Source organism: Sphingomonas sp. CCH9-E2, assembly GCF_001557215.1.
Taxonomy (GTDB): domain Bacteria; phylum Pseudomonadota; class Alphaproteobacteria; order Sphingomonadales; family Sphingomonadaceae; genus Sphingomonas.
This window is the reverse complement of record NZ_LSJM01000355.1, coordinates 1-14290: the sequence shown is the minus strand read 5'-3', so window position 1 is coordinate 14290 and position 14290 is coordinate 1. Positions and strand designations below refer to the sequence as shown.

The following is a 14290-nucleotide window of genomic DNA, read 5'->3' as shown; positions in this document are numbered from 1 at the left end:
CATCTCATAGCCCGGCAGCGTCGAGTTGCGATAGCCGTCGGCATAATCGTCCGAGTTGCGCGCGTCCGGCGGGGCCTTGCCACCCTGCATCGAGCCCATGTCCATCGTGGCGCCGTTACCGGACGCCTTCGTGTCGGTCATATCCATGCCCGGCATGTCCATGCCCGCATGGTCCTGAGAGCCTTGCGCGGAAGGGGTGTGCTGAGCGGGAGTGGCCGTTTGGGCAGGGGTGGCGGCGGGCGACGGGGGCGAGGCATCCTGCGCGAGGGCGGGAGCCGTGATCGCCGGCGCCAGGAAGAGGGCAGCGCCAAGAGCGATGCCGCGCGAGGGGAAAATCCGGATCATGCGACCACCACCTCCCGGAACATGCCGGCCGCCATGTGATAGAGCAGATGGCAATGGAAGGCCCATCGGCCCATGGCGTCGGCGGTGACGCGGAAGCTCACCCGTTGGGCGGGCTGGACCACCACCGTATGCTTGCGGACCTGGAAGGCGCCGTCCGGGCCTTCGACATCGCTCCACATGCCGTGCAGATGCATCGGATGCGCCATCATCGTGTCGTTGACGAAGGTGACGCGCAGCCGCTCGTTCGGCCTGAAATGAAGCGGCCTGGAATCGTTGAGCTTGATGCCGTCGAGCGACCAGATGAACCGTTCCATATTGCCCGTCAGATGCAGCTCGATGTCGCGCTCGGGCTCGCGCGGGTCCGGATCGCCGCCCGGCGTGCGCAAATCGGCCAGCGTCAGCACGCGCCAGCCGCGCCGGCGCAGCCCGGCGCCGGGATCGTCCAGATTGGTGCGCGGATAGTCGACGCGCATGTCGGTATTGGCGCCATATTCGGTGCGGGCGTGCCGTGCCCTGGCCGGCATCTCGGTCATGCCGTGCCCGGCATGCGCGTCGCCTCCCATTGCGCCCATCGTCGCCATCGCGCCCATCATGTCGACCGGCTCGAGCCAGGTCCGGGCATCGAGCGGCGGCACGGCTGCCGCCATGCCCGGGGCCGGTGCGATCGTGCCACGCGCATAGCCGCTCCGATCGATCGCCTGCGCGAAGATGGTGCGGGCGCCGCCCTCGGGCATGGTGAACTCGACGTCGTAGGTCTCGCCCGGGCCGATCCGGAATTCCTCGACCGTGACCGGCTCGACCGGCTGCCCGTCGGTCGATACGACCGTCAGCTCGACCCCGGGGATCCGCACGTCGAAGAACGTCGCCGTCCCCGCGCCGACGAAGCGCAGGCGCACGCGCTCGCCGGGCGCGGCGATACCGGTCCAGTTGCCGGCGGGCGGCGCGCCGTTCATCAGATAGGTGTAGGTCGCGGCAGAGACATCGCTGTAGTCGGTCGGGTTCATCCGCGAGCTGTTCCACATCCGCCGCCGCTCGAGCGCCTTGCCCAAGCCCATGGTGCCGACATCCTTGAGGAAATCGCCGGCGGTCGGCTGCGCAAAATTATAGTAGCTGCTCTGCTTCTTGAGATTGAGGAAGATCTGCAACGGCGGCTCGTCCGACCAGTCGCTGAGCACGATGCAATAGTCGCGATCGGGCGCCCGCGCCGTCGGCACCTGTTTTGGCTCCACGATGATCGCTCCATAGAGTCCCGTCTGCTCGGCGAGCGTGTGAGCGTGATACCAGTAGGTTCCGCTCTGGCGGACCTCGAAGCGATAGGTGAAGGTCTCGCCCGGCGCGATGCCGGCAAAGCTGATGCCGGGCACGCCGTCCATCTCCGCCGGCACGATGATGCCGTGCCAATGGATGCTCGACATCTCCTTGAGGCCGTTGCGTACGCGCAGCGTGACCGTGTCGCCTTCGCGCAGGCGCAGGACCGGCGCGGGCACGCTGCCGTTCACGGCGGTCGCGATACGGCGTTTGCCGGTGAAGTTGACCGGCAGCTCGGCGATCTCGAGGTCGAACTCGGTCCCGCTCAGCTCAGCGGGCAAGGTTGGTGCGGATCGCGCGAGAAGCGCCGGGGCGAAACCGGCGACCGCGCCGCCGATCGCCAGCCCCTGGACGAAACGGCGCCGCGCGATCGGCCGGATATGTAAGGGAGACATGAACTGTACTTTCGCGAAGTCGGCTTCAGGCGAGGTCGAGGACGATCCGGCCCTCGATGTCGCCATGATGCATGCGGGAGAAGACGTCGTTGATGTTCTCGAGCCTGTCCGCATGGACCGTGGCCTTGACCTTGCCCTCGCCGGCGAACGCCAGTGCCTCGAGCAGATCGAGCCGCGTGCCAACGATCGAGCCGCGCACGGTAATGCCGTTCAGCACGGTGTCGAAGATCGACAACGGGAAGTCGCCCGGCGGCAGGCCGTTGAGCGCGACCGTGCCGCCGCGCCGGACCATGCCGAGCGCCTGCTGGAACGCCTTGGGCGAAACGGCGGTCACCAGCGCCCCGTGCGCGCCGCCAATGGCTTTCTTGAGCGCTGCCGAAGGGTCCTCGTTGCGCGCGTTGACCGTCAGTGTGGCGCCAAGGCGTGTAGCGAGGTCGAGCTTGCTATCGTCGATGTCGACCGCGGCCACATTGAGACCCATGGCTCGGGCATATTGCACCGCCATGTGGCCGAGCCCGCCAATGCCGGAGACGACCACCCACTCGCCGGGTCGGGCCTCGGTGGCCTTCAATCCCTTGTAGACGGTGACGCCCGCGCAGAGGATCGGCGCAATGTCGAGGAAGTCGACATTGTCGGGAAGGTGACCAACATAGTTGGGATCGGCGAGGACATATTCGGCAAAGCTGCCATTGACCGAATAGCCGGTGTTCTGCTGTTCGTGGCAAAGCGTCTCCCAGCCACCCAGGCAATGCACGCAGTGCCCGCAGGCGGTGTAGAGCCAGGGCACACCGACCCGGTCGCCTTCCTTCACATGGGTGACGCCTGCACCGACGGCGGCGACATGCCCGACGCCTTCATGGCCAGGAATGAAGGGCGGGTTGGGCTTGACCGGCCAGTCTCCTTCTGCCGCGTGCAGGTCGGTATGGCACACGCCGGTTGCCGCAATCTTGACCAGGATCTGCCCGGGGCCGACCGCCGGGATCGGCGCCTCCTCGATGACCAGGGGCTTGCCGAATTCGCGGACGACCGCCGCCTTCATGGTTTTCGCCATGTCCGCTTCTCCTTTGAGCGAGGGGTCAGAACAGGCCGAGCGCGTGCTCGTCATAGGAGACGAGCAGGTTCTTGGTCTGCTGATAATGGTCGAGCATCATCCGGTGATTTTCACGCCCGAAGCCCGACGCCTTGTATCCGCCGAAGGCGGCATGGGCGGGGTACTGATGATAGCAGTTGGTCCAGACCCGCCCGGCCTCGATCGCGCGGCCGAGCCGGTAGGCGGTGTTGCCGCTCCGGGTCCAGACGCCCGCGCCAAGACCGTAGGCGGTGTCGTTGGCAAGTGCGATCGCCTCCTCGACCGTCTTGAAGGTGGTGACCGACAGGACGGGACCGAAGATCTCCTCCTGGAAGATGCGCATGTGGTTCTGACCCACGAACACCGTCGGCTGCACGAAATAGCCCTGGTCGAGCGCACCGCCCGGCAGCGCCCTGGCGCCACCGACCAGACACTGCGCGCCCTCGGCCTTGCCGATATCGATATAGCCCAGGATCTTGTGGAGCTGGTCCTCCGACGCCTGCGCGCCGACCTGGACCGAGGGGTCGAGCGGATCGCCCTGGCGGATCGCGGCGACGCGCGCCACGGCGCGCTCGATGAAGCGGTCGAAGATCGACTCATGGATCAGCGCACGCGACGGGCAGGTGCAGACCTCGCCCTTGTTGAACGCGAACAAAGTAAAGCCTTCGAGCGCCTTGTTGAAGAAGGCATCGTCGTCGTCGAGCACGTCCGCCATGAAGATGTTCGGCGACTTGCCGCCAAGCTCCATAGTCTGGGGGATCAGATGGTCGGCGGCCGCATGCATGATCTGCTTGCCGGTGACGGTCTCGCCGGTGAACGAGACCTTGGCGATGCGCGGATTGGCGGCGATCGCCTGGCCGACGGTCCGTCCCGGGCCGGTAACGACATTGAGCACGCCGGGCGGCAGGATGTCGGCGGTGAGCTCGGCGAACATCAGCAAGGTGAGCGGCGTCTGGGATGCGGGTTTGATGACGGTGCAGTTGCCCGCCGCCAGCGCCGGGGCGATCTTCCACGCCGCCATCAGCAGCGGGAAGTTCCACGGGATGATCTGGCCGACGACGCCGAGCGGCTCGCGGAAATGATAGGCGATGGTGTCCGCATCGATCGTCGAGATGCCGCCTTCCTCCGCCCGGATGCAGCCGGCGAAGTAGCGGAAATGGTCGATCGCGAGCGGCACGTCGGCAGCGCGCGTCTCGCGGATCGGCTTGCCATTGTCGATCGTCTCGGCAAGTGCCAGCAACTCCAGATTGTCTTCGAGCCGGTCGGCGACGCGATTGAGAATCCTGGCGCGTTCGGCGGGCGCGATCCTTGCCCATTGATCCTTGGCGGCGTGCGCCGCATCGAGCGCGCGCTCGACATCTTCCGGCGTCGACAGCGCGAACTCGGCGATCTGGGCGCCATTGATCGGGCTCGTGTCCGCGAAATACTCGCCGCTCGCAGGAGCGCTCCATCGACCACCGATGAAATTATCATAGCGGTGTCGGAAGGAGGCCGCCGCGTTAATGGTCCCGATCGCCTTCTCGAACATAACCTGACTCCATCTCTATCGATGGCCTGACGGAGTAATCTCTTTGCCCGGGCGGCCTATAAGTAAGTTCCGCAGAAGTTAGTCTGGCATCGGTGTCGCGGGCTTTGAGTGTCAGACACGCCAACGGAGCCGATGAGTATTCATCGACTCCCGAACCTATTCGCGCACGCATGATCGGAATTATGCCGAGACACGCTACTCGGCTGATTCTTCTTTTGGGGAGGGCGGCGCTTGGCATTCCAATTCTGGCGTTACGCCCGGAAGCGCTTTAGGCTCACCCAATCGCCTTTCTGAAGCGTCCCGTCCCTCACGCGGAAATGAGCGTAATGGTCGTCGAAAATCTGGTCGACTTCGACATGACCGACAAGGCGGCGGTGGCGCGGCGTTGCGTGATAGACTTCGAGTATCTGCCCGATGTGCGCGCCATCGGCTTTGCCCAGGCAGGCCACTGTGCCGCCCGCATCCGTACGGACGATCTTGCCGCGCATGAACAAGCTATGGCCGATACCCTGTGCGAGGAGCGGCGTGCTGCCAAAGAGCAGAAAGCCAACAGCAGCACCGACGCCAAGATGTTTTCGCATCACTGTTTCCTCTCTCACGTCAGTTGCTCGGTCCCGGCTTTGAAAGTTGGGAGCACGGGGCGACGCTGGGCATCGTCAAAGAACTGGCCCGCCGCGGGGGCGGCGGCGGGCCCTCAGCCCCGGGGGGTGTTTTATCGGGGCTGGAAACTTCACATGTCGCTCATCGGCTTGTCGGCCATGGGCTTGGCGGTCTTCTTCGCGGCCGGCTTGGCCTTCTTCATCGGCATCTTGCAGCAGCCACTCTTCGCCTTACCGGCCATGCCCGAGCCGTTCGATGCAGGCGACCCGCCGGACATGCCGGCCATCCCCGACATGCCCTGTTGATCCTGCTGGGCCGGTTGCCGCTGCTGCTTCTGCGCGCCGGCCTGATGATCCTTCATCATCTGATCGTGCATCTGCTGCCCGCCATGATCCATGCCCTGCTGGTGGGCATGGGCCGGCGCAGTCTGCGCGGGCGCGGGCGTCGACTGGGCGAGAGCGGTGCCGGCGGCGAAGGTTAGCGTCGCGAAGAGGCTGATGGTCGCCGCGCGAAATGTCGTCTGTCGCATTGAGGGTCTCCGAGTGTTCGTCCTGTTGCCCGGTCGACGTTCCGATCCCGGCAATTCCGAAGCTTCAATGCTGCTAGCGAGACGCAGTCTGTATACGTAACTTACGAATCCGCTTTGGATCGCGACAAGCATGAGCGGGATCGTGCGGGGTGGACCATGGCCCAAGTTCAAGCGAATTCATGATCCCGCTTGATGGCGGCCGGCAGCGAAGTGCAAAAGCCAATTGGCCCGCCGTGGGAGAACGGCGGGCCAAAGCTGCGGTTGAACTAGGCCACGGTCGTTGGCCGCCCAGCCTCGTGGTCGGAGCTGGCTTAATGCAGGGTCAGCAACCGCCCCGCGACCTATGCAACATGCGGGAGGCTCCGTCCTGGGTTCCCATCTCCCGCATAGCGATCCGATGGTCCTGCATCATCTCACCGTGCATCCGTACTTCGCGGTGTCGCATTCCTTGCATCTGGGCCGTGTCGGACCGAGCCGGCGCCGGCTTCGCCTTGAGCGTCTGTTCAAGGTCGGGCATGCCCGGCGGCATCCCATCGGCGAGAACTGGCCCGGCGCCGACGGCAAGGACGCCAAAGGCTGCGAGCGAAGCGATAATCGCTGCTTTCTTGCGCAAATATGATTCCTTCAAGTCTGAGTTTCAGTTCGACCGGACACATGCCCGGTCGATTCTCGCTCCCCAGGGAGCTTGCCGTTGAGATGGTATCGGCCTGGAGGTGGCAGTATACGTAATTTGCGAAGCTGGCGGTCAGCCTGCAATGTCCGCTTTAGTTCGGCTACTAGCAAAAGCTGGGCGCGGATGGCCGAAGACGGCGGCCATCAAAGCCTCCGCCTAGCCCGAGCACTGCAAAGCGACGCCGCCTGCTGCAGTTGGCGAACAGCGAAACGTAAATCGCACGCCGCTTTTGCTTCGGCGCGATCGTGGCAAGGCCCACCGCCGAACCAGCCACTCGGACTGGCCCAGGCTAAATTGTCGGAATAGACGCTCACTCGGATCGGTGCCGCAGTGATTGAACGCTCGCCTGGCTGATTATTGATCAACTTGAACCGCCCCGGGTTTGTCGGAGGCCTCGGGGTTTAAGTATGGACGCGTATCTATGCCGATCTGTTCACCGGCGACGAAAGCCAGCGCATCCGCGAAGCACTAACCAAGACGGTCGAGCAGGCGGGCTATGCAAACGAGAACATCTGGGGCGAGCAGATCGAGGATCGCGGCAGCCAGATCACATTCTCCGCGCTCGGTCAGCAAGCGCCGCTCGAGGCCAAGGACACGTGGGATCCCGATCACGCCAAGCGCAAGAGATTGCAGGCCCTGCTCCAGCCGTTGCTGCCAGGCTTTGGCATCAATATCGGCGGGGCGACATCGATCGACATCACGCGCGAAGGGATAGACAAGGCCTATGGCCTCAAGCGCCTTTCCGAGCAGACCGGCGTCGCACTCGACAAGATGATCTTCTTCGGTGACGCGATCTTCCCGGGCGGAAATGATTATCCGGCCAAGCACCTCGGGCTGGATACCGTGCAAGTCCGCGACGTTGCCGAAACCAAGTCGGTGGTTGGCGCGATCGCTGCCTGGCTAGTCTAAAAGCGCTACCGCCGATACCTAACCAGTCCCGCTTTCGCGCCCGTACGACCCAGCTTCGCAGCGGTCCCACATTGTGGAGCCGACGGATCGCTTCAATCGTGCCGGAGCTGCTTGACCCCACTACGCCTGGGCGCGTTCTAGGACACTCAGCTGGCCATGTCCGCCATCATCCGACAGCTGGCGGCGCAATCCTTGCAGGTAGCCGAGCAACGCTTGATCCGCTCGCCCACGACGTGGCTCAGGCATTCCCGCGCACATCGTTCGCAGCCGTCAGCGCAGGCGCGACACAGGATGGTATGGAGGGAGGATTCGCGCAGCATCGAGTTGGCGGTCGCCTGGCACAGTTCCGCACAGTCGTTCAGCATGGCGATCAGCGACGCCGTGGCTGACGCGCCGCCTTGCTTGGTCAGCCAGGCGGCGGTCTCCAGGCACATGCGGTGAGAAGCCACGCAATCGTCGATGCAGTCCGTCATCGACATCGCCATCCCGTCCATTCGATGCTGCTGCCCCGCCGCCGGCACAGCCAGCGTTCCAGCGGCGGCGAGGCCGGCGCCGGCCATCAGCAATTCGCGTCTCTCGATCATCATGCACCTCCCATCTGCTATCCCTTGAGCGCTGCGCCGCGTCCGGCGGCCTCAGCCGTCATAGGCGACCCATCCAACGCCGCAGCACGCGCCTTCTCCCGCGCCATCCGGGTTTCCTCCCAAGGCCAGTGGCCGTTGATCTCGACCCCAAGCGAGATGCTCAGGAAGGTCCGCACCAGCACAAGCCCGGCCAGCACGATGAGATCGTCGAGCGTCGGGTTGATCACCAGCGACTTGACGATGTCGCCGGCGACCAGAAATTCCAAACCGAGCAGGATGCTGCGGCCGAGCGCCGAGCGGAACGCGCTATAGGCCTCGGTCCGGTCGCCCGCCCTCGCCCGCCGCGCAAACAGAAAGGTTGCGAGCCCCGCGCCGACGAGGATGGTCAGCGTGCCCGCCAGTTCCAGGCCGATCACCGCAAGCCGGAAGAAGGCGCTCAGCCAGTCGGCCTCAATGGTGATCATACCAGCCTCGCTTGCGGATATTGTTGAAGCTGTCGGTGGCGTGACAGGCATAGCATTGGTCGACGCGCGCTTTCGATCCGGCTGCGCGCTGCGAGACCATGCTGAAATGCTCCATGAAGTGACTGGGTGGCGCCTTGTGGCACTCGGCGCACTGCGTCGAATTGACCGATGGATGGCGATAATTGACGATCTTCCAGCTGTCGGTCTTGTGGCAGCTCGCGCAGTCGGTGCCGAACAGGGCCTGGTGCGGATCGCGGAACGCATGGCAGCTCGCGCAATTGAGCGCGGTCTCGGGAGTCAGGCTTCTAGTGTTTGTCGACATGCCCGCCGAAGGCTGCCGCCACTTTGCCATGTCGAGCAAGGCGGCGTGATCCATGCGGATGATGCCGCGCTCTCCCTCATGTTCGACGTGGCAGGAGGTGCATTGCGTCGCTTTCGCGTGGAACTGAGTCGACTGCTTCGTCCCGAAATCCGTGCCTGCATGGCAGGTGAGACAGGTTCGGGTTTCGACGCCCTTGCCCGGCGTGTGGCAGGCCGTGCATTGGCCGGCGAAGGACTGGTGCGCGCTCGAGAGCGGGCCGGGCGAGACGAGCTGCGCCACCAGGCCGGCATCCCTCGGCGCGTCCGATCGCATCCGGATCGCGACCGCGGCGACCATCACCAGCAGGGCTGCGATGAAGACGGCGTAGGAAAGACGCTGCCAGCTCATAGCCAGCGCAGCCCGTAATAGATCGCCGCGCCGACGTGGAGCGCGAGCAGCGCGAAGATGAGACAGCCGAGCAGGATGTGCAGGAACCGCCACCGCGCGAACAGGGTGTTGGTCGCCTCTTCGGCGCGGATCGCGAATTCGGTATCGGCCAGCGCCGCAGCGATCCCCGCCTTGTCCTGGGGGTGCTGGCCCGCGGGCGCATCCCCGGCGACGAACAGATAGCGCCTCCAGCCCGACAGCGGCGGGGCTGCGGTATCGGCCTGCGCCGGCGCCGCCGGCTCCTCAAGGAAGGCGGCGCGAAGCGAGGCCAGTTCCGACCTGCGTCCGCGCAGCGCCCGACCAAGCTGGGCAAGCAGGTAGCGGCCGATGAAGCCGGTGATGACCGTCATCAGCAGGAGGACGGTCAGAAGCAGCCCGACCGGGCTTTCGAGCTTGTGCGCAGCGTGGACCAGACCCAGGATCGGCGCCAGCACGCCGGCATAGATGTGGATGGCGAGCAGGGTCGGCTTGCTGACGACCCGGGAGAGCGCCTTGTCGACCCAGGCGATGTGCTTGGCCGCGACATAAGGAAGCGTCAGCAGCATCAGCACGAGCGCTGCGATCCCGATGATCCCGCCGGCCAGGCTACCCGGAAAGCGGGGCGACACATGCACCAGATAGCCGAACGGGAACAGCAGCAGGAACGCGACCAGCAGGCCCACGGCAATGTCGCTGCGTTCGCGCATCAGGCTTCGACCACGAGCGGCGTGCCCGTCCCCTTCGCCTGGCACGCGAGCACATAGCCTTGCGCCTTGTCGGCGGGCGCGAGGCCGGACTCGACCTCCATCGTCACCTCGCCCTGCAGCAGCTTGACGACACAGGCGCCGCATGTGCCCGCACGGCAGGCATAGGGGATCTCGACGCCCGCGCCCTCGGCCGCCTCCAGCACGGTCTCGTCCGCGGGCAAGGCAGCCGACACCCCCGACACGGAGAAGGTCACCGTGCTCGGCGCCACCTCAGTGCTCGGGGCCGGCTTATCCGCTGGCGCGGGCGCGGGCTTGACCTCGAGATCCTCGGGGTCGGCAGGCAGCGAGGCCGGACCGAACGCCTCGGTGTGCAGCTGCGCTTCGGGGACGCCGAGCTCCGCCAGCACGCCGCGCATCGCCGCCATCATCGCCGGCGGGCCGCACATATGGATCCGCCGGCTCGCGATCTCCGGCACCGCAGCCAGGATCATCTCGCGGGTGATCGGCCCTTCGGGGCCCATCCAGACGGTGCCGGGCGCGCGCTGCATCGCGGCGACGACATGGAGGTTGGGAAAACGGCGTTCGAGCCGCTCGAGCTCGTCGCGGAACACGAATTCTTCGGTGGACCGTGCGCCGTAGAAGAAGAAGATATCGCCCTTCCACGCGGTGTCGGTGAGATAGCGCAGCACCGACATCATCGGTGTGATGCCTACCCCGCCCGCGATCAGCACGATGCTCTCGGCATCCGTTCCCGTGAAGGTGAAGGCGCCAAACGGTCCGCTGACCTTCAGCAGATCATCTGCGACGATCTTGTCGTGCAGGTGCCGCGAGACCACGCCCTGCTCCTCGCGCTTGACCGTCAGCTCGACATAGGCCCGCTGGGTCGGGGAGGAGGCGATCGTGTACGAGCGACGCGCGGTCTTGCCCGGCTCGGGCACCACCTCGACCTGCAGGAACTGTCCCGGCAGGAAGTCGAACGGCAGCCGATCGGCAGCCGGGTCCGCGAGCCGGAAGGTCAGCACGGTCGGCGTTTCTCGCACGATCTGTACCACACGCAGCTGCCCCGCCCAGCTTTTGGGCTTGCGCAGCGAAGCCCCCGCGGGCGCGGCCGCATTGCTCGGCGCGAGCCCAGCGCTATCGGCAACGGGTGCAGGCGCGGGCGCGGGCGCAACCCTGGTAGCGGGAGGGGCAGCCTTCGGCTCCGGCTTTGCCAATGCCTTGACGGTGGCGACACCGCCGGCGATCGCCGCGATACGCCGCAGGCGGAAGATCTGCAGCGCGATCAGCGTGGCGCTCACCAGCCCCAGGAACAGCATGAGAAGGAGGTGCGAAGGCGAGATGCCGAACCAGTGATCGGCATGGCCGGGCGCGGCCTGGTCGATGTCGAGCTGATCGCGCAGCCAGGCAAGCCCGACCTCCCGGGGCGGCTGCAAGCCTCCGATCGCGCCCTGCGCGGCGGTGCCGGACCGGAACAGGTCGGTTCCCTCGCGCAGGCGGCGCGCCGCATCGAGCCGGGCCGAGACCGTGGTCGCACGCGCGCCGTCGGCCGAGGCGGCGTTGATCATCGCCAAGCCCATGCTTACCCGTTCCCCGGCCTGCGCAGCGACCCGCTGCCGGGCCGCTTCGTCGAGCGCGGGAAAGGCGAGCAACTGCGAAAAAAATGCGGTGCGGCGGGAATCGTGCCCATGTTCATTCTCGCCTTCGCCGTTGATCATGCGCTCCATCATGGAGTTCATCATCGAGGCCATATCGGAGGTGCCGACCTCGGGCTTTGCGGACATTGCGCCATCGGCCATCCCCGCACCGCCCGAAGTATCCCCATGATGTGCCGAATGGTCTCCGCCCTCCTGAGCGTGCACGCTCGCAGAGGGAAGGCTGAAAGCGAGCAACAACCCCAGACCCGAAAGGCGAAGGCTGGTCCAAACGCACATGTCGACCCCCTTCGCGCCCTTACATGTCCTTCATCGGCATCGCCGAATCCGCAGGCGCAGGCTCGGTCTTCGGAGCGCTGCTGTTCACGCCTCCCTGGCGCATCGCATCATGGTCCATGGCCTGCTGGTGATGCCGCTCCATCTCCTGTTCATTGGCCATGGCGTCCGAATGATCCATGCCGGCGGGATTTACGCTATCAGCGCCAGCCGCGGGTGCGGCGCTGTTGGCCGCAGCCGGCACCGTCTGATCGGTCTTGCGCTCACAGCCCGAAAGCGCCGCCATCGAGAGCAGGCTAACGCTGATTAACGACAGTATGGCTTTTCGATTTCCGACCATTGCTTCTTCCTTTCGTACTGGAGGAATCTCCGGGTGGCCGTGAGCCACCCGGAGCAGAAATCATTGGGCTTGGCGAAGAATCTTGCGGCACTGATCGTGCGACAGGTTCATGGGATTACGACCCTGCTGTTTCATCTCGCCATGGTCATGACGTGTCTGGAGACCCATATCGCCCTCCATGGCCCTACAGCTTTCGACCTGTGCGGAGGTAGGCGGCGTCGTCGCACAGGCGCCCAGAAGCAATGCTGGAACAATCCCAGCCACTATATGTATTCGTGTCATGATAAATCCCCTTTTAATAATGGTGTTTGTTCTTCCTGCGAGGTTTGCTCTTATATCTTTCGGTGATCAGTTCTCCGCCTTTCCGTGAGGAACGTGAGAATAGGGCAATCGGAAACAGGAACTTCGCCCGGGCACTCATCGGCAAGCAATCGAAGCATGTCGCGAATATCGGACAGGCGCTTGAGCCGGACTTCGGCGTCCGTAATCTTGGCGAGCGTGATATCGAGCACGGCCTGCGCATGCGCGGTGTCCGATGCCCTGAGCGCCAGCAGCTGCCGGGCCTGATCGAGGGTGAAGCCAAGCTCCTGCGCCGAGCGGATGAAGTTGACGCGCTCGAGGTCGGTCGCGTCGTAGAGCCTGTAGCCCGCTGCCGTGCGCGCGGGCTCGCGCAGCAGGCCCATTCGCTCATAATAGCGGATCGTATCCCGCCCCACGCCTGCGGCCGCGGCCAGTTCGCCGATCTTGAAATTGCCCATGTCATCCGCTCGATCATGCCGGTTGGACCATGGTCCAGGGTCAAGCGGTTTCGCTTTGACCCCGAACGGTCTCCTCGTCGCCGGCGGCCCGCTGCCCCGACGCGTCGCATCAGGGCAGCCCGTGCCGCCGGGCCACCGGCTTGTCAGTTCTTGCGAAGCTCGACGATGTCGTGCTTGGCAGGCGTGCCGTCGGCGACGGACACGTGCGCGAAGTGATCGTCAAAGATATGGTCGATCGTTACATGGCCGACGAGCTGGCGGTGATAGGTCGGCGCCACGCCCTTGGACGGACCCGGATGGGTCACGACGCGATAGACCTCGAGCTTCTGGCCGACCTCGGCGCCATCGGCCTTTCCGATGCAGACGACCGTGCCGTTGCTGCCCGTGTCGACGATCGAGCCGCGCATGAAGAAGGTATGTCCGATACCCTGAGCGAATGAAGGGACCGCTGCGAGCATCGAGATGCCGGCGAGCGCAACCATGATGGATTTCTTGATCATCTTGGACTCCTCTGAGAAGTGTTGAACACCGCCGCTCGATCTCTCGAGGGGAAGACTTTGTTTCTTCGCCGTCAGGAGTATGGTCCCGGGTCCAAGCTCGGTATACGTATTGTTCGCAGCGACTGTCGGTTTGAGTAGATCCGCCTGGGACCGTCGTTGATTTGTCCGTACCTCGCCAAACGGATGGCGGCCTGATGACGCTCGCGATCTCGATCCAGGGCTTCCTCGGCGGAACATTCATGCATGGCGGGATAAACCACTTGGCGTTCTGAGAGGGGCCAGCTCAGTAGACGGTCGAGTATTGGCGCCTTGACGGATACGTGCAAATGCCGTTCTCGGCTCATCCGTCGCCGTTGTTTCATGTTTCCATCCGAAAGCGCAACCGTGAAGAGAGCCGCCGCGTCCAGGCGCTCGTTGCATCGCCCATGGTTCGTGCTACGTCGGCGGTACGCTCCGAGGGGGACACAGCCCGGCGATGGCGGATGATAATCCGCTGTCGCGGTCGCGCAACAGGTTATGAATTGCGGTCGCAGCGACCGCTGCTTGTCCGGTTGCAACGCTGATCTGATCGAGCCCTTCCACCACGTCGCCGACTGCGTAGAGGCCATCAACCGAGGTTTGTTGGTGGGCATCGGTCAGAACGCACCCTGATCCGCTGAGCTGCGCGCCCAGAAAAGAGGCAAGCCGCGTCCGAGGCGATGAGCCGAGTGCGGGGTATAGCGTGTCGAATTGTAGCTCCAGGCCATTGGCCAGCCTCACCTCGACACAGTCGCCAAGACGCAGCTGCTCCACAGGCGAGGAAGCAACATCGACCTCCTGCTGGTTCAGCTTGGCAAGTTCGGTCGGCCCGAGATCGAGAGACCGTTGAGCGAGAAGCGTGACCTTGGCCCCATAAGCCCTCAGGAATTCGGCTTCTTCAGCACCAT

15 protein-coding genes and 2 pseudogenes are annotated in these 14290 nt (G+C 64.7%); 2 read left to right on the top strand and 15 right to left on the bottom strand.

Annotation, left to right across the window (positions count from 1 at the left end):
* From AX681_RS22600 to AX681_RS22595, 6 genes and pseudogenes are all read right to left on the bottom strand, one after another.
* Nucleotides 1-345, bottom strand: a pseudogene (locus tag AX681_RS22600) (copper resistance protein B); the annotation flags it as partial.
* Nucleotides 342-2048, bottom strand: a complete 1707-nt coding sequence (locus AX681_RS16570) for a copper resistance system multicopper oxidase (protein WP_066664664.1) — start codon at nucleotides 2046-2048, stop codon at nucleotides 342-344. The pseudogene AX681_RS22600 and the gene AX681_RS16570, both read right to left, overlap by 4 nt.
* A gap of 25 nt (nucleotides 2049-2073) precedes the next feature.
* Nucleotides 2074-3099 (bottom strand): alcohol dehydrogenase AdhP, encoded by a 1026-nt coding sequence (gene adhP, locus AX681_RS16565; protein ID WP_037569599.1) that lies wholly within the window; start codon nucleotides 3097-3099, stop codon nucleotides 2074-2076.
* Nucleotides 3100-3124: 25 nt separating this feature from the next.
* Nucleotides 3125-4645 carry an aldehyde dehydrogenase family protein gene (locus AX681_RS16560; RefSeq protein WP_066664662.1) on the bottom strand — a complete coding sequence of 507 codons (1521 nt, stop codon included), beginning with the start codon at nucleotides 4643-4645 and terminating at the stop codon, nucleotides 3125-3127.
* Between the two features lie 251 nt (nucleotides 4646-4896).
* The gene (locus tag AX681_RS21550; RefSeq protein ID WP_066764822.1) at nucleotides 4897-5226 is read right to left on the bottom strand and encodes a hypothetical protein; all 330 of its coding nucleotides are present in this window, start codon (nucleotides 5224-5226) and stop codon (nucleotides 4897-4899) included.
* Nucleotides 5227-5375: 149 nt separating this feature from the next.
* Nucleotides 5376-5774, bottom strand: coding sequence for a hypothetical protein (locus tag AX681_RS22595; protein WP_066764827.1), 399 nt, complete (start codon nucleotides 5772-5774; stop codon nucleotides 5376-5378).
* 397 nt (nucleotides 5775-6171) lie between these two features.
* Here AX681_RS22595 and AX681_RS22590 point away from each other — a divergent pair, with 397 nt between their 5' ends.
* Nucleotides 6172-6393, top strand: a complete 222-nt coding sequence (locus AX681_RS22590) for a hypothetical protein (RefSeq protein ID WP_062121690.1) — start codon at nucleotides 6172-6174, stop codon at nucleotides 6391-6393.
* A 462-nt stretch (nucleotides 6394-6855) separates the two neighbouring features.
* A pseudogene (locus tag AX681_RS16540) lies at nucleotides 6856-7356 on the top strand (HAD hydrolase family protein); the annotation flags it as partial.
* A 146-nt stretch (nucleotides 7357-7502) separates the two neighbouring features.
* Here the strand turns inward: AX681_RS16540 and AX681_RS16535 are convergent.
* The 9 genes from AX681_RS16535 to AX681_RS16495 all read right to left on the bottom strand — a co-directional run.
* Complete coding sequence (locus tag AX681_RS16535; protein ID WP_066664656.1) at nucleotides 7503-7943, bottom strand: four-helix bundle copper-binding protein; 441 nt, start codon at nucleotides 7941-7943, stop codon at nucleotides 7503-7505.
* A gap of 14 nt (nucleotides 7944-7957) precedes the next feature.
* Nucleotides 7958-8404: a DUF1622 domain-containing protein gene (locus tag AX681_RS16530; protein WP_044663289.1), complete on the bottom strand. Its 447-nt coding sequence runs from the start codon at nucleotides 8402-8404 to the stop codon at nucleotides 7958-7960.
* Nucleotides 8391-9113, bottom strand: coding sequence for a hypothetical protein (locus AX681_RS16525; RefSeq protein WP_044663288.1), 723 nt, complete (start codon nucleotides 9111-9113; stop codon nucleotides 8391-8393). Before AX681_RS16525 ends, AX681_RS16530 begins: the two co-directional genes overlap by 14 nt.
* Nucleotides 9110-9838, bottom strand: coding sequence for a hypothetical protein (locus AX681_RS16520; RefSeq protein ID WP_066664653.1), 729 nt, complete (start codon nucleotides 9836-9838; stop codon nucleotides 9110-9112). The genes AX681_RS16525 and AX681_RS16520 overlap by 4 nt, the downstream gene beginning before the upstream one ends.
* Nucleotides 9838-11769: a 2Fe-2S iron-sulfur cluster-binding protein gene (locus AX681_RS16515; RefSeq protein WP_066664650.1), complete on the bottom strand. Its 1932-nt coding sequence runs from the start codon at nucleotides 11767-11769 to the stop codon at nucleotides 9838-9840. Before AX681_RS16515 ends, AX681_RS16520 begins: the two co-directional genes overlap by 1 nt.
* Nucleotides 11770-11788: 19 nt before the next feature.
* On the bottom strand, nucleotides 11789-12106 hold the full coding sequence (locus AX681_RS16510) for a hypothetical protein (RefSeq protein ID WP_066664647.1): 318 nt from the start codon (nucleotides 12104-12106) through the stop codon (nucleotides 11789-11791).
* Between the two features lie 332 nt (nucleotides 12107-12438).
* Complete coding sequence (locus AX681_RS16505; RefSeq protein WP_030541634.1) at nucleotides 12439-12864, bottom strand: heavy metal-responsive transcriptional regulator; 426 nt, start codon at nucleotides 12862-12864, stop codon at nucleotides 12439-12441.
* Between the two features lie 143 nt (nucleotides 12865-13007).
* A complete protein-coding gene (locus AX681_RS16500; RefSeq protein ID WP_197422063.1) occupies nucleotides 13008-13364 on the bottom strand; it encodes a hypothetical protein in 357 nt (118 codons plus the stop codon).
* Nucleotides 13365-13799: 435 nt separating this feature from the next.
* Nucleotides 13800-14290: NAD(P)/FAD-dependent oxidoreductase (locus AX681_RS16495; RefSeq protein ID WP_197422062.1), on the bottom strand; the 491-nt coding region annotated here is incomplete at its 5' end.